Annotated in this window: 22 protein-coding genes; 13 read left to right on the top strand and 9 right to left on the bottom strand. The window is 65.0% G+C overall.

Annotated elements, in window-relative coordinates:
- From WB785_RS00755 to WB785_RS00720, 8 genes are all read left to right on the top strand, one after another.
- On the top strand, positions 1-453 hold a 453-nt coding region (locus tag WB785_RS00755; protein WP_424076796.1), incomplete at its 5' end, for a family 1 encapsulin nanocompartment shell protein.
- Positions 454-618: 165 nt separating this feature from the next.
- On the top strand, positions 619-1,509 hold the full coding sequence (locus WB785_RS00750; protein WP_424076795.1) for an alpha/beta fold hydrolase: 891 nt from the start codon (positions 619-621) through the stop codon (positions 1,507-1,509).
- Between the two features lie 69 nt (positions 1,510-1,578).
- Positions 1,579-2,274, top strand: coding sequence for a TetR/AcrR family transcriptional regulator (locus WB785_RS00745; protein WP_424076794.1), 696 nt, complete (start codon positions 1,579-1,581; stop codon positions 2,272-2,274).
- On the top strand, positions 2,271-2,930 hold the full coding sequence (locus WB785_RS00740; protein WP_424076793.1) for a TetR/AcrR family transcriptional regulator: 660 nt from the start codon (positions 2,271-2,273) through the stop codon (positions 2,928-2,930). Before WB785_RS00745 ends, WB785_RS00740 begins: the two co-directional genes overlap by 4 nt.
- A gap of 110 nt (positions 2,931-3,040) precedes the next feature.
- The gene (locus WB785_RS00735; protein WP_424076792.1) at positions 3,041-3,745 is read left to right on the top strand and encodes a haloacid dehalogenase type II; all 705 of its coding nucleotides are present in this window, start codon (positions 3,041-3,043) and stop codon (positions 3,743-3,745) included.
- 31 nt (positions 3,746-3,776) lie between these two features.
- On the top strand, positions 3,777-4,307 hold the full coding sequence (locus tag WB785_RS00730) for a methylated-DNA--[protein]-cysteine S-methyltransferase (protein ID WP_424076791.1): 531 nt from the start codon (positions 3,777-3,779) through the stop codon (positions 4,305-4,307).
- Positions 4,308-4,802 (top strand): RNA polymerase sigma factor, encoded by a 495-nt coding sequence (locus WB785_RS00725; RefSeq protein WP_424076790.1) that lies wholly within the window; start codon positions 4,308-4,310, stop codon positions 4,800-4,802.
- Positions 4,799-5,410, top strand: coding sequence for a methylated-DNA--[protein]-cysteine S-methyltransferase (locus tag WB785_RS00720; protein ID WP_424076789.1), 612 nt, complete (start codon positions 4,799-4,801; stop codon positions 5,408-5,410). The genes WB785_RS00725 and WB785_RS00720 overlap by 4 nt, the downstream gene beginning before the upstream one ends.
- Before the next feature lie 7 nt (positions 5,411-5,417).
- Here the strand turns inward: WB785_RS00720 and WB785_RS00715 are convergent, their stop codons facing one another.
- Positions 5,418-6,443 carry a DUF4331 family protein gene (locus WB785_RS00715; protein ID WP_424076788.1) on the bottom strand — a complete coding sequence of 342 codons (1,026 nt, stop codon included), beginning with the start codon at positions 6,441-6,443 and terminating at the stop codon, positions 5,418-5,420.
- A gap of 287 nt (positions 6,444-6,730) precedes the next feature.
- Here WB785_RS00715 and WB785_RS00710 point away from each other — a divergent pair, with 287 nt between their 5' ends.
- Entirely contained in the window at positions 6,731-8,173 is a 1,443-nt protein-coding gene (locus tag WB785_RS00710) for a dihydrolipoyl dehydrogenase family protein (protein ID WP_424076787.1), read from the top strand.
- Here the strand turns inward: WB785_RS00710 and WB785_RS00705 are convergent.
- Positions 8,152-9,240, bottom strand: a complete 1,089-nt coding sequence (locus WB785_RS00705; RefSeq protein ID WP_424076786.1) for an NAD-dependent epimerase/dehydratase family protein — start codon at positions 9,238-9,240, stop codon at positions 8,152-8,154. The genes WB785_RS00710 and WB785_RS00705 overlap by 22 nt on opposite strands.
- 127 nt (positions 9,241-9,367) lie before the next feature.
- Between WB785_RS00705 and WB785_RS00700 the strand changes: the two genes are divergently transcribed.
- Entirely contained in the window at positions 9,368-10,165 is a 798-nt protein-coding gene (locus WB785_RS00700; protein WP_424076785.1) for a lysophospholipid acyltransferase family protein, read from the top strand.
- A 119-nt stretch (positions 10,166-10,284) separates the two neighbouring features.
- Entirely contained in the window at positions 10,285-11,712 is a 1,428-nt protein-coding gene (locus tag WB785_RS00695; RefSeq protein WP_424076784.1) for a WS/DGAT/MGAT family O-acyltransferase, read from the top strand.
- A gap of 14 nt (positions 11,713-11,726) precedes the next feature.
- Here the strand turns inward: WB785_RS00695 and purQ are convergent, their stop codons facing one another.
- From purQ to WB785_RS00680, 3 genes are all read right to left on the bottom strand, one after another.
- On the bottom strand, positions 11,727-12,401 hold the full coding sequence (gene purQ, locus WB785_RS00690; protein ID WP_424076783.1) for a phosphoribosylformylglycinamidine synthase subunit PurQ: 675 nt from the start codon (positions 12,399-12,401) through the stop codon (positions 11,727-11,729).
- Complete coding sequence (gene purS, locus WB785_RS00685) at positions 12,398-12,637, bottom strand: phosphoribosylformylglycinamidine synthase subunit PurS (RefSeq protein ID WP_424076782.1); 240 nt, start codon at positions 12,635-12,637, stop codon at positions 12,398-12,400. Before purS ends, purQ begins: the two co-directional genes overlap by 4 nt.
- Before the next feature lie 67 nt (positions 12,638-12,704).
- Positions 12,705-13,376: an ATPase gene (locus WB785_RS00680; RefSeq protein WP_424076781.1), complete on the bottom strand. Its 672-nt coding sequence runs from the start codon at positions 13,374-13,376 to the stop codon at positions 12,705-12,707.
- 32 nt (positions 13,377-13,408) lie between these two features.
- Here WB785_RS00680 and WB785_RS00675 point away from each other — a divergent pair, with 32 nt between their 5' ends.
- Complete coding sequence (locus WB785_RS00675; protein WP_424076780.1) at positions 13,409-14,047, top strand: MBL fold metallo-hydrolase; 639 nt, start codon at positions 13,409-13,411, stop codon at positions 14,045-14,047.
- 90 nt (positions 14,048-14,137) lie between these two features.
- Here WB785_RS00675 and WB785_RS00670 read toward each other — a convergent pair whose 3' ends face one another.
- The 3 genes from WB785_RS00670 to WB785_RS00660 all read right to left on the bottom strand — a co-directional run bounded on the left by WB785_RS00670 (position 14,138) and on the right by WB785_RS00660 (position 17,111).
- Positions 14,138-15,811 carry an FAD-binding dehydrogenase gene (locus tag WB785_RS00670; protein WP_424076779.1) on the bottom strand — a complete coding sequence of 558 codons (1,674 nt, stop codon included), beginning with the start codon at positions 15,809-15,811 and terminating at the stop codon, positions 14,138-14,140.
- A 27-nt stretch (positions 15,812-15,838) separates the two neighbouring features.
- Positions 15,839-16,543 (bottom strand): DUF2334 domain-containing protein, encoded by a 705-nt coding sequence (locus tag WB785_RS00665; RefSeq protein ID WP_424076778.1) that lies wholly within the window; start codon positions 16,541-16,543, stop codon positions 15,839-15,841.
- Positions 16,544-16,622: 79 nt separating this feature from the next.
- Entirely contained in the window at positions 16,623-17,111 is a 489-nt protein-coding gene (locus WB785_RS00660) for a glutathione peroxidase (protein WP_424076777.1), read from the bottom strand.
- A gap of 145 nt (positions 17,112-17,256) precedes the next feature.
- Between WB785_RS00660 and WB785_RS00655 the strand changes: the two genes are divergently transcribed.
- A complete protein-coding gene (locus WB785_RS00655; protein WP_424076797.1) occupies positions 17,257-18,843 on the top strand; it encodes a DHA2 family efflux MFS transporter permease subunit in 1,587 nt (528 codons plus the stop codon).
- On the opposite strand, the gene WB785_RS00650 is transcribed toward WB785_RS00655, so the two are convergent.
- A partial coding sequence (locus tag WB785_RS00650) for a TetR/AcrR family transcriptional regulator (protein WP_424076776.1) occupies positions 18,840-19,413 on the bottom strand: 574 nt, incomplete at its 5' end. The genes WB785_RS00655 and WB785_RS00650 overlap by 4 nt on opposite strands.

The following is a 19,413-nucleotide window of genomic DNA, read 5'->3' as shown; positions in this document are numbered from 1 at the left end:
GACCGGGCTATCTTCGAGGGCTATAAAGCCGCGTCGATCGACGGTATTCGCAGCGCGAGCTCGAACCCGCCGCTGAAACTTCCCAAGGAAGTACGCGGCTTTCCCGACGTCATCTCGCAGGCACTATCCGAGCTGCGACTGGCCGGTGTCGACGGCCCCTACTCGGTGCTGTTGTCCGCCGACGTGTACACGAAAGTCAGCGAGACCACCGAACACGGCTATCCGATCCGCGAACACATCCGCCGACTGATCGACGGCGAGATCATCTGGGCGCCGGCCATCGACGGCGCATTCGTGTTGACCACCCGCGGCGGTGACTTCGACTTGCAGCTGGGCACCGACGTGTCGATCGGCTACCTGTCCCACGACGCCGACACCGTGCAGTTGTACCTGCAGGAGACGCTGACTTTCCTGTGCTACACCGCCGAGGCGTCGGTTTGCCTCAGCTCGTGAGGCTTGCCTTGTCGTCGAAATTGCACTGAGGGTTGTGATTTCGCGCAATCCACGATCCTCAGCGCAATCTGGATGAAGCGGGCGTCTGTGGATTAGTCGATCGGCAGGGTACTACCCCTCCGCAAGCCCTTGTGCCGGAGTTGCGTCCAGAGCATACTGGGATGCATGACCCAAAAAGTGTTCGCGCCGACTGTCCATTACCGCTACCTCACGGTCGACGGTCACCGGCTGTTCTTCCGGGAAGCCGGCGATCCGCAGGCGCCTGCAGTGGTGCTGCTACACGGATTTCCGACCAGCTCATATATGTTCCGGGACCTGGTTCCCGCGCTCGCCGACCGCTACCACGTGATCGCACCGGATCATTTGGGCTTCGGGCTTTCTGACGCGCCGCCGGTGGAGCAATTCGACTACACCTTCGATGCACTCGCGGCCCTGACACAAGGCTTGTTACGCGAATTGAAGATCGACCGGTATGCGATGTACGTGCAGGACTACGGTGCGCCGATTGGGTGGCGGCTGGCGCTCGCCGACCCGGCAGCAATCACGGCGATCATCAGCCAGAACGGCAACGCATACGACGCCGGATTTGTGGAGAGCTTCTGGAAGGTGGTCACGGCGTACCAGAGCGAGCAGAACGCAGAAACGGAAGGCCCGGTGCGGCAATTCCTCACGCTGGACGCCACCCGATGGCAATACCTCACCGGGGTGGCGGACGAGACTCTGGTCAATCCCGAGTCCTGGCATCACGACTACGCGCTGCTATCCCGGCCAGGCAACGACGAAGTGCAACTCACGCTGTTTCGCGACTATGCCAGCAACTCACCGCTCTACCCGCGCGTGCACGAATACTTCCGCGCCAGCAAGGTGCCCCTGCTGGCGGTGTGGGGCCGCGGCGACGAGATATTCGGTCCGGCAGGTGCGCAGGCTTTCGCCGATGACCTGCCTGACGCGCAAATTCATCTGCTCGACGGCGGACATTTCTTGCTGGAGTCAACGCTGGACGAGGTGACGGGGCTGATCCGGTCCTTCCTCGCCAAAGTGCATCCCACCGCCTGACAAGACACGGCGCAACCATATGGGTTGAACATCCCATAATCGGCTCGGCACCGGCGTTAACCTGACGTTATGGTTCGTGTCGATCTGCACGACGACCGGCGTCTGACTGCCAAAGGTCGCGCCACCCGCGACCGGATCGTGAAGGTGGCCGCCGAGCTGATCCTCCGCGACGGTCTGTCGGCGTTGAACATGGACGCGCTGCGCAAGGCCGCGTCGGTAAGCGGCTCGCAACTCGCCCACTACTTCACCGACAAGCAGGCGTTGATCCGCGCAGTCGTCGTAAGGCAGATCAACGTGGTGCTCGACTTCCACCGTCAGCCCAAGCTGGGGACTCTCGACACCTTCGACGACTTCGAGCGCTGGATTGATCTGAACATGCGCTACCTGCGGCGCATCGGCTACTCCGGCACGCCCACCTATCACGCGCTGGCCGGACAACTCGGCAAATCTGACACTGCGACACGCGAGACACTGGCGGCTGGCTACTGGCAGTGGATTGAGCTGCTGCAGCAGGCGATTCAACGGATGAAGGACCACGTCGTCTTGGTCGCATCCGCAGACCCACGAAAGTTGGCTTTGGTCATAGTCAGTGCCCATCAAGGCGGCGCCACGCTGAGCTTCACCTATCGCCATGGGTGGCCACACGCCGACGCTGCACGGTTCGCGGTCAACTACTTGCGCATGTTCGCCACCGACCCCGCCGAACGGGTCCCCCGCCCTCCGCGCCGCCCCCGCGCTCGACGCGCGAAGCCAGCAGCAACGTGAACGACGACACCACACCAGGTTTCACTCGCAAAGGACGCGCGACTCGGGCGCGGATCGTCGACGTCGCCGCCAAACTGATGTTCCAGCACGGCGTTGCCGGCACCAGCATCGACGAGGTGCGCAACACGGCGGCTGTTAGCGGATCGCAGATCTCGCACTATTTCCATGACAAACGCGATCTGACCCGCACGGTGATCGACGCACGCCGGGACGACGTCCGAAAGTTTCACCGGCAGCCACAGCTTGGCGCCCTGGACAGCCTGGACGCGCTGCAAGCGTGGGCCGACGCGAACATTGCCGACATCAACGCGGTCTACCGCAGGGGTGGATGTGTCTACGGTTCGCTAGCCGGGGAGTTGGTTGAGGCCGACGCCGAAATCCGGGCCGATCTGGCCGCGGGCTATGACCAATGGATTGGTCAGTTTCGCGCCGGACTCACCCAGATGCGCCGCCGCGGCGACCTGCGCCCCGAGGCCGACCCGCGGCACCTCTCGGCCGCACTGGTCGCAGCTCATCAGGGCGGCGCCATGGTCAGCTACATCACCGACAGCCCCGAACCGCTGCGCGCAGCGCTGAACGCGGCAGTCGAATATGTGCGCTCGTTCGCACCGGCGCCCAAGCGCCGCGGATCCGCTCGCCGCAAGCCCACGAGCTGAACACCGACTGGACGCTCTGGGTTGACTAACCCATAATATTGTGCGAATCCCCCACGGCGAGGCCGGCGGAAAAATGGTCATCGTCGCGGGCTGTTGGGGATGATGGAGCGATGACTCCGGCTCCATCCGTCCTAGTGTTCGACGTGAACGAAACACTGATCGATATCGAATCCCTGGCACCACTTTTTGAGCGTGTCTTCGGTGATCCACAGACCATGCGGGAGTGGTTCAACCAGCTCGTCATGTACTCGATGGCTGCGACGCTCTCGGGGCACTACGTCGATTTCTTCACCCTTGGCCAGGGATTGCTCCAGATGCTGGCAAGCACTCATCGCCTGGCCATCACCGACGACGACGTGCATGCATTGAAGGCCAGCATGCTGACCATGCCAGCTCATCCCGACGCCGAAGATGGGCTGACAGCGCTGCGCGACAACGGTTTTCGCCTGGTCACGCTGACGAATTCGCCACCCAATCCGGATGGGCCTGCCCCGCTGGAACACGCTGGGCTGGCACACTTTTTCGAGCAGACGTTCAGCGTCGAGGCGTGTCGCGCGTTTAAGCCCGCGCCTACGGTGTACCGGTACGTGTCCGAGGAACTCGCGGTGGCACCGGCGGATTGCATGATGGTCTCGGCCCACGTCTGGGACACCATCGGTGCGCAATCCGCGGGGTTCAGCGGCGCGCTGATCACTCGCCCCGGCAATGCGTTGCTACCAATTCCCGACTTGCCGCAACCGGCGATCGTCGCCGACGATCTGCGCGAGTTCGCCCGGCAGCTCACAAACCGGGCGGATCAGACGTTTACCGGGTAGATGACAATTCCGACGACCCACGGAGCCGCTCATGTCTACCGTAGCCGCCACGATTTCGACGCGTCACGTCGTCATCGAATCACCGATCGGCCCGTTGACGCTGGTGCGCGACGACTCCGGCCTGACCGGGCTGTACTTCCCCGGCCACTGGACCCGCCCGGACCGCAAGTCGTTCGGGCCGCACGCCGACTCAAACGTCGATCACGGCTTCGACGAGGCCGTTGCCCAGCTGGCCGAGTACTTCGCCGGTGAGCGCCGGCAATTCGATCTGCCGCTCAACCCGCGCGGTTGCGATATGGCGCGCGACGTCTGGCGACTACTGGCCAAAATCCCATACGGCGAAACCACTACCTACGGTGAGCTGGCGAGCAGTGTCGGCGACATCGACGCTCGGGACGTCGGCGGCTTGGTTGGCGGCAATCCGCTCTCGATCCTCATCCCCTGCCATCGGGTGGTCGGAGCAGGCGGGAAACTCACCGGGTACGCCGGCGGCCTGGACCGCAAGCGTTACCTGCTCGAACTGGAGGAGGCGATACCCGCCTCGCCTGACACGCTGTGGTAAATGAAGCCGCCGTTTGAGAAGGTCGTCGCGCGGCACGGTGCCACCGTGCTGCGGGTGGTCCGCGCGGTCCTCGGCCACGCCGATGCTGACGACGCCTGGTCCGACACCTTCTTGGCGGCGATGAAGGCCTACCCAGGCCTACCGGCCGACGCGAACCTCGAGGCGTGGCTGGTTACCATCGCCCACCGCAAGGCGATCGACATTCACCGCGCCACGTCTCGGCGGGCGATACCCGTCGCGGAGACACCGGATAAGCCGGCGTGCGGCCACCCCGACGAACGTCACCCTGACCTGACCGAGGCGGTCGCGGCGTTGCCGACCAAACAACGTCAGGCGGTGGCCTACCACTACTTAGCCGGCCTGCCCTACGCCGAGATCGCCACGCTACTGGACAGCAGCGCCGACGCGGCTCGTCGCGCGGCCGCCGACGGCATCGCCGCGCTGCGACGCACCTACGCGCACAACAGTATTGACGAACAGGGAGTCCACCAATGACCACAGTTGACCTCGCCGCGCTCTACCCGGTCGATGACGACGACATCACCCGCCTGCACGCCCGGCTGGCGGCGGCTGCCGACCGCGACGACCTTCTCGATGTCGCCTACCGAACGGTCGACTCACCCGTCGGCGGCTTGCTGGTGGCCGCGACCCCAGCCGGGCTGGTGCGCGTGGCGTTCAGCAGCGAGGGGCACGACGCGGTGGTGCAGAACCTCTCCGATCGCATCAGCTCCCGATTGCTGCACGCCCCGAAGCGGCTGGATGCCGTCGCCCGCCAACTCGACGAATACTTCTGCGGGCGCCGCCGCACCTTCGACGTGCCGCTGGATTGGCAGCTCTCCAAAGGATTTCGGCGTGTGGTGCTGGGACATCTGGCGGTCGACGTCGGCTACGGAACCACCGCCAGCTACGCCACCCTGGCCCGACTTTCAGGTTCTCCCAAGGCTGTTCGCGCCGTGGGAACGACCTGCGCGACTAACCCCATCCCGGTCGTGGTGCCGTGCCACCGCGTCGTGCGATCCGATGGCGCCTTGGGCGGCTATCGGGGTGGCCCGGCCGCCAAGCGAGCCCTGCTCGAACTGGAGGGCGTCGCGTCAGACTGCTAGAGGAACGTCACTCCGACACCACCGACCGTAGAAAGGGAAACGTGTGGTCGAATCGGGCCGGATCCGGGGCAACGCCGGTTCCCAGCGGGGAGTTTGTCAGCAATGACAGCATGCTATCCATTACGTTATCGCGTAGCGATCGGCCATTAAAGCCCGCGTAGTCGAACGAGGCGACAGTGCCCACTTCATATGGCAGGGTAAGGGATCCGAATAACCCTGCTACCCGACGACCATACGCATCAGGATCATCGGTAATACCGGCCGCGGCGGCGTATTTGCTCACAGTCGACACGATGCTTGAGATGAACAGCGACTCGTTGTCGGATGGCCGACTGTGGTTGTACCGCTCGCGTAGGTCGTCTCCGCCGAGATAAATGTGGGTAAGCAATGGCAGTCCCCAGCGGGCTACCTGTTGCTCTGGGGCATGCCCACACAATGAGACCGTTGCCCACGCGTTCACACGACCGGCATCGGCAATCAACCGGTTCGGCACTTCGAGAACAATTGCCGCAACAGTGCGGTCGTGAAAGAAGTTGACCCGGTTGTGAAACGCCTCGGGATTGTAATGGCCCTCGGCGAAGGCAGCCTTGAACGCCTCGAGCGCGGCTGCATCACCAGCGAAGGGATCATCGACCACGGCGGCGAATGCGCGTACACCGTTCACGCCAGACACGACTTCCTCGGTTCGACCGCAGGCCAACACGTCTCCGCTCAGGCCGTCAGGGAGGTGATCCGCTCGGCGGACTTCGAATCTCTGGGTGTGATTAAGCGTCCCGCTGTCCGAGCTCGCGTGGGAGATCTCGCCGAACCGTACTTTGAACGACACATCCTCGTGTCGGTCGCCGTCGGTGTCGAAGCGGAACGCGTAGACCGCTTCGTCGCGAAACGGCGCGACGGTATGCGCATTTGCCGCTGGGTTGACCGTCATCGCCATCGCCGTAGTCTCCGCGGCGCTACCGGCGAACAGATAGAAGTCGCACAGATTCAGCCTGGGGTCCTCGCGGGCCGTTGGTGTGTCGAAATGATGCGACAAGTCGGGCACTCCTTCAATTCCGTGTCACCGCGTGTGTTCCCAGCGAGCGAATTCGACCACGCGTGCGTGCATCGCCAGGGTAGGCACTGGCTTGCGGAAACTCATGACAATCAGCCATCGTCGGGTTCGGCGGTTACGTCGTACTGCTCGACCACTCTACTTTCCAGGCTGAGCAGGATCTGGCTCAGCATTAGGTCGCGCTTCTTTCACGCCGAGTTTTTTGGGTTATTTAACCCATTCGATACTCCTGCCAGTAGGCTGTCAAACCAGCCAAGGAAAGGTCGAAAGTGGCAACAGCAGAAAATACTTACGACGTCGTGGTGCTCGGGGCGGGACCGGTCGGACAGAATGCCGCTGAGCGGGCTCGGGCCGGCGGCCTCAGTGTCGCGATGGTCGAGCGTGAGCTCGTAGGCGGTGAATGTTCGTACTGGGCCTGCGTACCCAGCAAGGCTCTGCTGCGTCCGGTCATCGCCATCGCCGATGCCGGCCACCTCGACGGCGCTCGCGAAGCGGTCAACGGGTCGATCAACGCCTCCGGCGTGTTCGGTCGCAGGGACCGCTACGTGACCAACTGGGACGACGCCGGCCAGGCCGATTGGGTAGCGGGAATCGGCGCAACTCTGGTGCGCGGCCACGGACGGTTGGACGGCGCCCGCCGTGTCACGGTCACCGCAGCCGGCGGCGAGGTAACGGTGCTCACCGCCCGGCACGCCGTCGTCATCTGCACGGGAAGCCGTGCAGTGCTTCCGGATTTGCCGGGCATCACCGAAGCCCGGCCGTGGACCAACCGCAAAGCCACCGACAGCAGCTCGGTGCCAGACCGTCTCGCCGTCGTCGGCGCGGGTGGTGTTGGCGTCGAAATGGCCACCGCCTGGAATGGTTTGGGCGCCTCAGTGACCCTGCTGGCACGTGGATCTGGTCTGCTGCCCCGGCTGGAGCCGTTTGTCGGTGAGCTTGTCGAGCGTGGCCTTCGGGAGTCGGGCATCGATGTGCGCGTGGGTGTTTCGGTGACCAAGCTGCGCCGAACCGACGGACCGGTGACCCTGGACTTGAGCGACGGCAGCGAGCTGGAAGTCGACGAGGTGCTGTTCGCGACGGGTCGCGCGCCGCTAACCGACGACATCGGTTTACCGACAATAGGCCTCAGCGCGGGCAGCTGGCTCGACGTGGACGACACCTGCCGCGTTCGGGCGATAGATGACGGCTGGCTCTATGCAGCCGGAGACGCCAATCACCGTGCGCTGCTTACCCATGAGGGCAAGTACCAGGCGCGGATCGCCGGGGCGGCGATCGCGGCCCGGGCAGCAGGTCATCCGCTGGACACCGCGCCGTGGGGCGCGCATGCGACCACCGCCGACCATTACGCGGTGCCGCAGGTTTTCTTCACCGACCCCGAAGCCGCCGCGGTCGGGCTGTCAGCCGAGCAGGCCGAGCAGGCCGGCCACCGGGCGCGCGCGGTGGACGTCCAAATCGGCGATGTCGTGACGGGAGCCAAGCTCTACGCCGACGGCTACACCGGTCGAGCGCGCATGGTGGTCGACGTCGACAACGGCTATCTGCTCGGTGTGACGATGGTTGGCCCGGGAGTCGCCGAACTGCTGCACTCGGCCACTATCGCCGTCGCCGGTCGCGTGCCCATCGACCGGTTATGGCACGCCGTGCCGTGCTTTCCCACGATCAGCGAGGTATGGCTGAGACTTCTTGAGGCTTACCGGGATTCGTCGGCCTGACGGCCGTTGACGTCGGGGCGGGGCTCGCCGAGCTGGGCCCGGATCGCACCCCAAGGGTCGGCGTATCGGCCCGGTGCATTTCGATACGCGGCCCGGCGTTTGAGCAACTGCCGCACGACGGGGCCGACAACACGCATCGGGTAGCGCCGCCAGCCCGCGGTGGCGTGCATCTCGGCGAGCATGTGCGGCCACGAGTGATGCTGGAATGACAGCGCGTCCTGGGCGCGGGCGGTGTCCATCCAGTCGGTGACGAACCAGTCGTCGTCGCTGTCGGGGTCGCCGGGCCTGCCCGCCGGTAAGACATCCGACAGCCCGCGTGCCGCGGCCAGCGCATGGCCAATGTCCTTCTGCCGGTGCAGGTGTGACTTGTCACCGGCGATCAGCAAAATCTCACCGACGACGTCGGCAGTAGCCGCGGTGGCGAAAGCGGCCGCAACATCGCGGACGTCGACGGTGTGCAGGCGCCCGTCGGTGGGCAGCGCGCTCTCGAAGTACAACGCGTCTCCGGTGAACGGCATGGCGCCTGGTTCGACGCTGATCACCCCGCCGAGGCGCAGAATCACCCAGTCCAGATCGGAGGACAGCACGTGCTCCTCGGCCTCGGCCTTATGCGCGCCATAGAGGTCCGACGGTCGCAGTGGGGAGTCCGCGCGGATCAGGCCGCGATGTCGATGCGGATTGCGCGCGCCGTACACCGCGTTGCTGGATGCCTGGACGAAGCGTGGCGGACGTGCACAAGACTCCGCAGCGCGCAGCAGTGCCACCGTCGCGTCCACGTTGACGCGACGCCCCAGCTCGGGATGGCGGTAGATAGTCGGCGGGATCACCGCCGCCAGGTGGACGATCACGCTCGGCGATACATCGGCGACCAGCCGGTCCACCTCCCGCCGATCGGTCAGGTCGGCCCAATGGGCCCGAGCACCCTCGGGCAGGGAATTAGCCGCTTTGCGCTGGGCGGGCGTACCCAGGTCGGCGGCGACCACCCGATGGCCGTCGCCGACCAGCTTGCGCACGGTCTGTGATCCGACCAGCCCGAAACCGCCTGTGACAAGGATCTTCTCGGCCATCTTCCCCCTGGGTGCGATACATCTCGGGCGGCCCAGCAAACCGCGGATATGACATTCTCTAAAACGGAGAGTACCATATACGCTGGTCGTTGATTGATCCACGGGACAGCGGGGAATCCTGAGCGACATGACCGCCGAGAATCACGAGATCGCGAAGTGGGACCCGTCGTTCACCCGACAGCTCAAGACCGTGGTCGGGCCGCTGGTCAAGAGGTACTACCGCGCCGAGGTGCGAGGCCTGCCCAATATCCCGGAGGCCGGCGGGGCGTTGGTGGTGTCCAACCACTCCGGCGGCATGTTCACGCCGGACGTGTTCATCTTCGCCTCGGCCTTTTACGACGCCTTCGGTTACCGCCGCCCGGTGTACACACTGGCTCACTACGGGGTGCTCCTGGGCCCGCTGGACGGGTGGCTGCGCCGGGCCGGAGTCATCGAAGCGAGCCCGGAAAACGCCGCTAAGGCGTTGCACTCGGGGGCGGTAGTCCTGGTGTTCCCGGGCGGCGACTACGACTCCTACCGGCCCACGCTGAGCGAGAACACCATCGACTTCAACGGCCGCACCGGCTACGTCAGGACCGCCATCGAAGCCGGGGTGCCGATTGTGCCGACCGTGTCAATCGGTGGGCAGGAAACCCAGCTGTTCTTGACACGGGGTCATTGGCTGGCGCGCACGCTGGGTCTTTCCAAAGCGCGGATGGACATCCTGCCGGTGAGCTTCGGGTTTCCGTTCGGTCTGAGCGTGATCTTCCCGCCGAACCTGCCGCTGCCGGCCAAGATCATCACCGAAGTGCTCGAGCCGATCGACGTCGCCGCCCGCTTCGGGCACGACCCCGACGTCGAGGAGGTCGACGCCCACGTGCGCTCGACCATGCAAACCGCGCTCAACCGCCTGGCCCGCCATCGGCGCTTCCCCGTTCTGGGCTGACCGGTGCCCGGCCGCCGACACGATCTCTGTGGGCGACGTTGGACGATTCCGGCGAAAACCCCACGCCTTAGGTGCTTGCATTGACTGGCAGGCATGGAGCCGTAAAAGGTGGGTGCGGCGTGAAAAGACTCAACGGTATGGACGCCATGCTGCTCTACAGCGAGACGCCCAACCTGCACACCCACACGTTGAAGGTCGCGATTATCGACGCCGCCGAATTCGACGGTGAATTCAATTACGCGGCCTTTCGCCATCACCTGCGCCGCCGGCTGCACCTACTGGATCCGTTGCGCTACAAACTCGTCGATATCCCTTGGCGGCTACATCATCCGATGTGGCTGGAGAACTGCGAGGTCGACCTGGATTACCACCTTCGGCGGATTCGGGTGCCGGCGCCCGGCGGCCGTCGAGAGCTCGACCGCGTCATCGGCGAGGTGGCCTCCACGCCGCTGGACCGAACCCGCCCGCTCTGGGAGTTCTATTTCGCCGACGGTCTGGCCGGGGATCGGTTCGCGCTGATCGGCAAGATCCATCACGCGCTGGCTGATGGGGTCGCCTCGGTCAATCTGTTGGCGCGCGCGATGGATCTCAAGGACGCACCGACCGATGAGCGCGACAACGACGACGCCTGCGTCGCACCGACAACCGCTGATCTGCTGAGCGCCGCCGGACGCGACCACGTCCGGCAAATCACCGAGCTTCCCCGGCTGGTCAAAGATGCCGCGGTCGGCTTTTCTCGGGTGCGCCGCCGCTCCAAGCAACGCGGCGATCATCCGGATCTGGCCGACGCGTTCGACGCGCCGCCGACCTTCCTCAATCACGTGGTTTCGCCGCGGCGGCGATTCGCCACCGCCGCGCTGCGGCTGGCCGACGTCAAAGCGACCGCCAAGGGGTTGGGCATCACGATCAACGACCTGGTGCTGGCGACCGCGGCGGGCGGATTGCGAAAGCTGTTGTTAGCCTACGACGGCCACGCCGACCGTCCGATCATCGCATCGGTGCCGACCGCCACCGACAAGTCGGATCGGATCACGGGCAATGAGATCAGCGGCCTGTCGATTTCGTTGCCGGTGCACGTCGCCGACCCCGCCGAACGCGCGCGGCTGGTGGCACTGGCAACCCAGATCGCCAAAGAGGACCACGAAATTCTCGGCCCGCGCTTGTACGGCCAGCTGATGGCCTATTTACCGACGGCGATTGCCCCCGCGGCCTTCCGGTGGCTGGGTCATCGCGAGGCGCCGAACAAGATCATGAATGTCGCGGTCTCCAGCGTGGCCGGACCGCGCGAGCGCGGCCATTTCGGCGGCGCCCCGGTCAGCGAGATCTATTCGACCGGCGTGCTCTCCCCCGGCGCACCGGTCAACATCACCGTCTGGAGTTACGTCGACCAGCTTGGCGTGGCGGTGCTGACCGACGACCAGACCTTCAACGATCCACACGAAGCAACCGACGCGCTCATCGAGGCCTTCGGCGAATTACGCAGTGCCGCAGGGTTTTCAGCGCAGGTCAGCACGCGAGATTTGGCGGCCGATCACGCGTTGCGTTGAACGGCCGGCGGTCGTCACGCAGCCAGCACGGCGTCTAGCGCCGAATAGAACAGGCCGAGCCCGTCGTCGGATGGCCCGGTCAACGCCTCAATGGCGTGCTCGGGGTGCGGCATCAGCCCGACGACTCGGCCGTTGGCTGAGCTGACGCCCGCGATGTCCCCCAGGGAGCCGTTCGGGTTGTCGTGGTAGCGAAACACCACGCGGCCTTCACCGTCCAGCTCGTCGAGCACCTCGGCAGAGGCCACGTAGCGACCCTCACCCGACTTCAACGGGATCAGCAGGTCGGCGTCGGCCTCGAACCGCGACGTCCACGCCGTCGTCGTCGACGCCACCCGCAACCACACATCGCGACAGACGAAATGCAGGCCGGCGTTTCGGGCAAGCGCGCCGGGCAGCAGCCCCGCCTCACAGAGCACCTGAAAACCGTTGCAGATTCCCAAAACTGGCAACCCACGGTTGGCGGCCGCGATGACTTCGCCCATCACCGGGGCGAACCTGGCGATCGCGCCGGCCCGCAGATAGTCGCCGTAGGAGAATCCGCCCGGCACCACCACCGCCTCGACACCCTTGAGGTCGGCGTCGGCATGCCACAGGCTGACGGGCTCGGCGCCGACGAGCCGCACCGCCCGCGCGGCGTCCACGTCGTCGAGCGTCCCGGGGAACGTGATGACCCCGATACGGGCGGTCACTGGGGTTCCCGGCTTACTGTCCAGTCTTCGATCACGGTATTGGCCAACAGCGACTCGGCGATCTCGGCAAGTGCCGAATCATCCACACTGTCATCGACTTCGAGCTCAAACCGCTTGCCCTGCCGCACATCTGAGATGCCGGCATGGCCAAGCCGCCCCAATGCACCGACGATCGCCTGACCCTGCGGGTCGAGAATCTCGGCCTTGGGCATCACGTGCACAACGACCCGGGCCACCCGCGCTCCTCCTACCAATCCGGTTTGCTCGGACCCAACTGTACCGGTCGATACCGGCAAGGCCTGCTTAGCACGAGCCGATGTAGGCCGCGCATACCGGCGACGTCATCGCGTCCAGAACTTGGCCATCGGAGATCGCCGGCCAGGGCACCTGTGGTGGCTCCGACGACCACAGCGTGAGTTCGCTGATGGTGCTGTTTTCCGGGTGCGCGACGAGGTAGGTGCGCATGATCACCGGTCCGCTGATCACCGCGGCCAGTCGGTTGGGCTCGTCGACGGTGATCGACGGCGACTCCGCCGCCGCCCCTAGCTGGCAACCGCGCAGCGCGGCGGCGGCGACGGCAACCACCGAGGATGCGTTCTGGCCGCCGCGGGCCGTGTCGCCACGCCAGTGCAGAACTTGGGCCTGCAACTGCCACTGACCTTGCGGGTTGACCACGACTGCACGGCCGGCGACCGCCGAGTTGCGGGTGTCCTGCGAGAAAACCGGGGTCGCACACACCTCCTCGAACCGGAACCGCGGCGTCGCGGTCCCGGTCATCGGTACCGCCACCCCGGCCAGCGACGGCCAGCGGTATGTCGAGTTCATCGGGATCGCCGACGACGGGATCCATGCCGTGTCGGGGATCTGGTCGCACACCGGCGGGCAGGTCTCCGGGTCGGCGTGGGCGGGGCCCGACGGCACCCACCCGACGACCAGGCCGCCCGCGATCAGGATGGTCGCCAGCACTACCCGCATGCGTGGCACCCCATGAGCGCACAATCGTAGACATGCAACTCACGCATTTCGGCCATTCCTGTGTACTCGCCGATTTCGGCCACACCAGCCTGCTGTTCGACCCGGGCAATTTCTCACACGGTTTCGAGGGCATCACCGGTCTGTCCGCGATCGTGATCACCCATCAGCACCCCGACCACGTCGACGCCGCCCGGCTGCCGGCGCTGCTCGACGCCAATCCGGATGCCGCGCTCTACGCCGATACACAAACCGCCGAGCAGCGTGATGTGCCGTGCCAACAGGTGCGGGTCGGCGACGAGCTGTCAGTCGGCGACCTGACCATCCGCGCACTCGGCGGACAGCACGCCGTCATCCACCCCGAAATCCCAGTGATAACCAACATTTCGTATCTGGTCGGGAACGGCGAGCACCCCGCTCGGTTCATGCACCCCGGTGATGCGTTGTTCGTTCCGGACGAACCGATAGACGTGTTGGCCACGCCGGCGGCAGCGCCGTGGATGAAGGTGTCCGAGGCCGTCGACTACCTGCGGGCGGTTGCACCAGCGCGGGCGGTGCCGATCCACCAAGGCATCATCGCTCCGGACGCCCGCGGCATTTATTACGGCCGGCTCAGCGAGATGACCAGCACCGACTTCCAAGTGCTTCCCGAAGAAAACGCGGTCGCCTTCTAGCGCCGCGCCGAGTGTGCGGCTAGCCGCACAGTCAGTTTCGAGTGTGCGGCTAGCCGCACGCTCGTGGGCTCGGCTAAGCGCGGTGGCCTGCTAGGCGATGTCGCTTGCCGCGCCGCGCCCGGCGGCGCGGCCCGAAAAGATGCACCCGCCGAGGAACGTTCCCTCCAGGGCCCGGTAACCGTGGACACCGCCGCCGCCGAAACCGGCTACCTCGCCGGCGGCGTAGAGGCCGTCGAGCGGCGTTCCGTCGGCCTTGAGCACCCGTGAATCTAAGTCGGTCTCCAACCCGCCCAACGTCTTTCGGGTCAGAATGTGCAACTTGACCGCGATCAGCGGCCCTGCCTTCGGATCGGTCAAGCGGTGCGGGGCGACCACCCGGCCCAGCCGATCGCCCAGATATCCACGCGCAGCACGGATCGCGGTGATCTGGCTGTCCTTGGTGAAGCGGTTGGCCACCTCACGGTCGCGCGCAGTGACCTCGTCGGCCACCGTCGCGTAGTCCAGCGGCAGCACGTCGGGCAGCTTGTTCATCGCAGTCACCAACTCGCGCAATGTGTTTGCACTGACGAAGTCGACGCCCCGATCGACGAAGGCTTGCACCGGGGCAGGCGCGCCTGACCGTGCCCGCGATGACAGTAGCTGGCGCACGCTGCGTCCGGTCAGGTCGGGGTTTTGCTCCTGACCGGACAACGCGAATTCCTTCTCGATGACCTTGGCGTTCAACACAAACCAGGTGTAGTCGGAGCCCGACTTCGCGATGTACTCCAGGGTGCCGAGAGTGTCGAACCCTGGGTACAGCGGCACCGGCAGCCGCCTGCCGTTGGCGTCCAACCACAGCGATGAGGGCCCGGGAATGATCCGAATGCCGTGCAGCGGCCAGATCGGGTCGTAGTTGGTGATGCCCTCGGTGTAGTGCCACATCCGGTCGCGGTTGATCACGCGCGCGCCGGTCTTCTCGGTGATCGCGATCATCCGGCCGTCCACATGGGCGGGCACGCCGCTGAGTAATTGCTCCGGTACCCGCCCCATCCGCTCGGGCCAGTTGGCCCGCACCATGTCGTGATTGCCGCCGATGCCCCCGCTGGTCACGATCACCGCCGGAGCACGAAACTCAAACTGCGCAACAGCTTTTCGTGAGGACGGGACGCCACGCGGTTGCGATGAAGGTTCCAGGACGGTGCCCCGAACGCCGGTCACCGCCTCACCCTCGACGATCAGCTCGTCCACCTGGTGGCGGTGCGCGAAACGCACCCTCGGCTGGCCACGCAACCGCCGCGCAAACATTTCCACCAGAGCCGGCCCGGTTCCCCAGGTGATGTGAAAACGGGGCACCGAGTTGCCATGCCCCTGCGCGTCGTAGCCGCCGCGTTCGGCCCACCCCACCAACGGGAAAATCTGCAAGCCCCGTGCACGCAGCCAGCTGCGTTTCTCCCCGGCAGCAAAATCGACGTAGGCATGCGCCCATTGCCGCGGCCAATAGTCTTCTTGTCGGTCGAAGGCCGCAGTGCCGAGCCAATCCTGCAGAGCGAGTTCGTGACTGTCGCGAACGCCCAGGCGACGCTGCTCGGGGCTGTCGACGAAGAACAACCCGCCGAACGACCAGAAGGCCTGCCCGCCGAGGTTGGCGCTGTTCTCCTGGTCGAGAATCAGCACCCGCAAACCGCGGTCCACCACCTCGCAGGCTGCCACCAGGCCGGCCAGGCCCGCCCCGACGATGATGACATCAGCGGCCGGCCCCGCCGACCCAGCTGCGGTATCGCTCATGGCGCTACACAGTAGCGACCTGAGCTGTCAGGCTGCGTCGAGAACGGTCTGAGCGGCCGGCCAGTGATACACGGTAGGCCCACAACCCTGCAGCAACGCCAGGTCCACCGCGTCCAGCATCGCCTGCAGCGGCCCGGACTTGCGCAGGTGATGGGCCGCGACCGCGACTCGGACGATGCCGTCCCGGCGGGCCACTCGTTCAGCGGAAAGCACCAGCATCCGGCACCACCACGGCTCGGCGAGAAAACCTTCTCCGATGCCCAATACACGTCCGCGCACGGTGGTCTGCCGAACCAAATCGGTGATGCCGCGCAGATCGGCTAGCAGTCGAAACCCATTGTGCGGCAGTGCTTTAACCGTACCAGGCGACGCTGTCCAACCCGGAGCCGCGAACAGCCGGGTGCGCAGCCCGAGGTGCTCGAGCACTCGGTCGGCGGCCATGATTCGCAGGTTGGCCTCGTGGGCAGGCAGCGCTGCGAATTCGCCGCGCCGTTTTTTGGTGGCGGCCTGGTCGTAGCCGTTCAACAGGATTGCGTCGCCGGCCGCGCGTCGGCTGGCCAGCCACTGGACGGTTTGCGGATCACGGTCGAGGCGGTAGCCGCCCTTGAGCCGTGGGGCCACCAGCAACGATAGCGGCACCTCACGGGCGTCCATCTGTGCGCAGAATGCTGCGACGTCGTCCAACGTCCGTTCACAAATCCCGGAGACCGAGACGATCAACTTCCCAGACACACCACAATTTTGACGATTCGAGGTGTCCAATTGGTGACATACATGCGGACAGAAAACGTCGATCCGGTCTTGCGACCAGCTAATTCGGCAACGCAGCCTCGATCGCGGCGATAACCTCCGGCGCGTCGGGCACTGTGCGTGGACGGAATCGGTTGATTACCTTGCCACCCGGAGCGATCAGAAACTTCTCGAAGTTCCACTGCACGTCACCCGCCTCCCCCGCGGCGTCAGCCGTCTTGGTCAGTTCCGCGTAAAGCGGATGCCGACCAGGTCCGTTGACCTCAGTCTTAGCTAACAGCGGAAACGTCACGCCATAGGTTGTGGAGCAAAAGGTTTGGATTTCTTCGGCGGTGCCGGGTTCTTGGCCCATGAATTGGTTGCACGGAATTCCAAGGACTGTGAGCCCGCGGTCACTGTAGTCGCGCGCAAGCTGTTCCAGCGCAGCGTACTGCGGCGTCAGGCCACACTTGGATGCCACGTTGACCACCAATACCGCATGGTCGCTGTAGTCGGCCAACGACGTCGAACGGCCATCAAGTGTGGTCAAAGCGATCTCGGTCACGGTCATAGCCGCCCACGCTACCCCAGCGCAAATTAGCTTGGTCGGCTAGCTAGTTCCTCGTTAGGCTGATTTGGTGGTCCATCGCCCAGACAGCCCGCACTCCCCGGAACCCACGCGGCCTGGGGCTGAGACTGTCTTTAACGGTGCTGTACTGCCGGCTGCGCCGATCAAGCCGGTAGTCGACAACTTGCCCGATTATCCCGACGCCCTCGACGGCCGCCTGCTGCGCATCGCCGGTGTCTGCATTCTCGCCTCGGTGATGGCGATCTTGGACACCACGGTCGTCAGCGTCGCACAACGCACGTTCATCACAGAGTTTGGCTCCACCCAAGCCGTCGTCGCCTGGACGATGACCGGCTACACACTCGGGCTTGCCACCGTGATCCCGCTGGCCGGGTGGGCGTCTGATCGGTTCGGCACCAAGCGGCTGTTCATGGGCTCGGTTTTGTGGTTCACGTTGGGTTCGCTGTTGTGCGCATTGGCGTCAAATATCACCGCGCTCATCGCTTTTCGCGTAATACAAGGACTCGGCGGTGGAATGCTGACACCATTGACCTTTATCATCTTGACCCGCGAGGCCGGCCCGCGCCGGCTCGGCCGGCTAATGGCGGTGCTGGGCATCCCTATGCTGTTGGGCCCGATTTGCGGACCGGTGCTCGGCGGCTGGCTGATCGACGCCTACAGCTGGCAATGGATTTTCCGGATCAACCTGCCGCTTGGGCTGATCGCGTTGTTCCTCGCCGCGGTGGTGTTCGTCAAAGACCGCCCGACGCCGTCGGAAACATTCGACTTCACCGGAATGGCGCTGCTTTCACCCGGTTTGGCGACGCTGTTGTTCGGCGTTTCATCGGTACCCCGGCGCGGCACGTTCGCCGACCCCCATGTGTGGATACCGGCGGTGATCGGCCTGAGTTTGATGGCTGCGTTCGTCTTGCATGCCCTCAATCGTGCGCAGCACCCGCTTATTGACCTCCGATTGTTTAAGAACCGGGTGGTGACACTGGCCAATTCGGCGATGTTCTTGTTCGCCGTCGGGTTCTTTGGGGTTGCGCTGTTATATCCGAGCTATTTTCAGCAGCTGTTGCACCAGACCCCGCTGCAGTCAGGGCTGCATCTCATACCGCAAGGGCTCGGCGCGATGGCGACAATGCCACTGGCCGGCACGTTCATGGACAAACGCGGACCCCGCAATGTCTTGCTGGTCGGTATCGCGCTTGTCACCATTGGCCTGACCGTGTTCGCCTGTGGCGCATGGCAACAAGCCGCATACACACCCACGTTGCTGGTCGGCTTGATCATTACCGGCATGGGTTTGGGCTGCACTATGACGCCGCTGTCCGGAGCGGCGGTGCAAACCTTGGCCCCGCACCAGATCGCGCGAGGGTCGACGCTGCTCAGCGTCAACAGTCACATCGCGGGTTCGGTCGGCACTGCCTTGATGTCGGTAGTCCTCACCAACCAATTCAACCGCAGTGAAAACATCACCACCGCAAACGCACTCGGAATGCTGCGAGGAAAGACGGGTAGACACGGTGCACCGATTCACTCGTCGGCGCCGTCGCCGGACGCGCTTTCGCCCGACTTCACTAGCCGACTGATGCAAGACCTCTCGCACGCCTACACGCTCGTCATCGTGGCCGCCATCATTCTGGTTGCGTTGACGTTCTTACCGACCGCGTTTTTGCCGAATAAGCCGCCGTTAGCGACGAAACCCCAGCCGCCGGTGCCGGCATACTAGCCGGCCGACGAGCCTTCGAAGAGCATCCTGGCAATCCGCTCAACGGTCACCGTCGGATCGGTCTCCTTTAGCCGAGCGTTCACCGCGTCATTGAGCCATAGCATCGAAAACCCATGCACCAGTGACCAAGCCGCTAGCTCGGCGCCGGCCGGATCCGCTTTGGCGTGCTGGTCCGGCAGCGACGCCACACCCCGAGACAACTCGGCACCGGCAGCCGCTTGAGCCGCTACCAGTTCCGCGTTTGACGGGTCGACCAGCGACTTGTCAAACATCACTCGATAGTGGCCCGGATGCGCGAGGGCAAACCGCACGTACGCCAGCGCGGCATCAAGGAACCGGGGCCGGGCCTCGGCGAGGCCTGCGGCCAATAACTCGAATCCCTGGGCGGCCAGCGCGGTGAACAGGCCGCGCCGATCAGCGAAGTGATGGGCCGGCGCGGCGTGTGACACCCCTGCTTCGCGCGCCAACTCGCGCAGCGACACCCGGTCGGCGCCGCGCTCGGACACCAGACGTGCGGCCTCGGTCAGGATCGCGGCCCGCAGATCCCCGTGGTGGTAGGTCGGTCGACTC

Source organism: Mycobacterium sp., assembly GCF_049585075.1.
Classification (GTDB): Bacteria; Actinomycetota; Actinomycetes; order Mycobacteriales; family Mycobacteriaceae; genus Mycobacterium.
Note: the sequence above shows the minus strand (reverse complement) of the source record. Positions and strands in the feature narration are given on the sequence as shown.

Bases quoted from the DNA above. Each gene is read 5' to 3' on its own strand.
- WB785_RS00750 (WP_424076795.1), top strand. From the start codon at position 619: ATGACCCAAAAAGTGTTCGCGCCGACTGTCCATTACCGCTACCTCACG.
- WB785_RS00745 (WP_424076794.1), top strand. From the start codon at position 1,579: ATGGTTCGTGTCGATCTGCACGACGACCGGCGTCTGACTGCCAAAGGT.
- WB785_RS00735 (WP_424076792.1), top strand. From the start codon at position 3,041: ATGACTCCGGCTCCATCCGTCCTAGTGTTCGACGTGAACGAAACACTG.
- WB785_RS00730 (WP_424076791.1), top strand. From the start codon at position 3,777: ATGTCTACCGTAGCCGCCACGATTTCGACGCGTCACGTCGTCATCGAA.
- WB785_RS00725 (WP_424076790.1), top strand. From the start codon at position 4,308: ATGAAGCCGCCGTTTGAGAAGGTCGTCGCGCGGCACGGTGCCACCGTG.
- WB785_RS00720 (WP_424076789.1), top strand. From the start codon at position 4,799: ATGACCACAGTTGACCTCGCCGCGCTCTACCCGGTCGATGACGACGAC.
- WB785_RS00705 (WP_424076786.1), bottom strand. From the start codon at position 9,240: ATGGCCGAGAAGATCCTTGTCACAGGCGGTTTCGGGCTGGTCGGATCA.
- WB785_RS00700 (WP_424076785.1), top strand. From the start codon at position 9,368: ATGACCGCCGAGAATCACGAGATCGCGAAGTGGGACCCGTCGTTCACC.
- WB785_RS00680 (WP_424076781.1), bottom strand. From the start codon at position 13,376: ATGCGGGTAGTGCTGGCGACCATCCTGATCGCGGGCGGCCTGGTCGTC.
- WB785_RS00675 (WP_424076780.1), top strand. From the start codon at position 13,409: ATGCAACTCACGCATTTCGGCCATTCCTGTGTACTCGCCGATTTCGGC.
- WB785_RS00670 (WP_424076779.1), bottom strand. From the start codon at position 15,811: ATGAGCGATACCGCAGCTGGGTCGGCGGGGCCGGCCGCTGATGTCATC.
- WB785_RS00660 (WP_424076777.1), bottom strand. From the start codon at position 17,111: ATGACCGTGACCGAGATCGCTTTGACCACACTTGATGGCCGTTCGACG.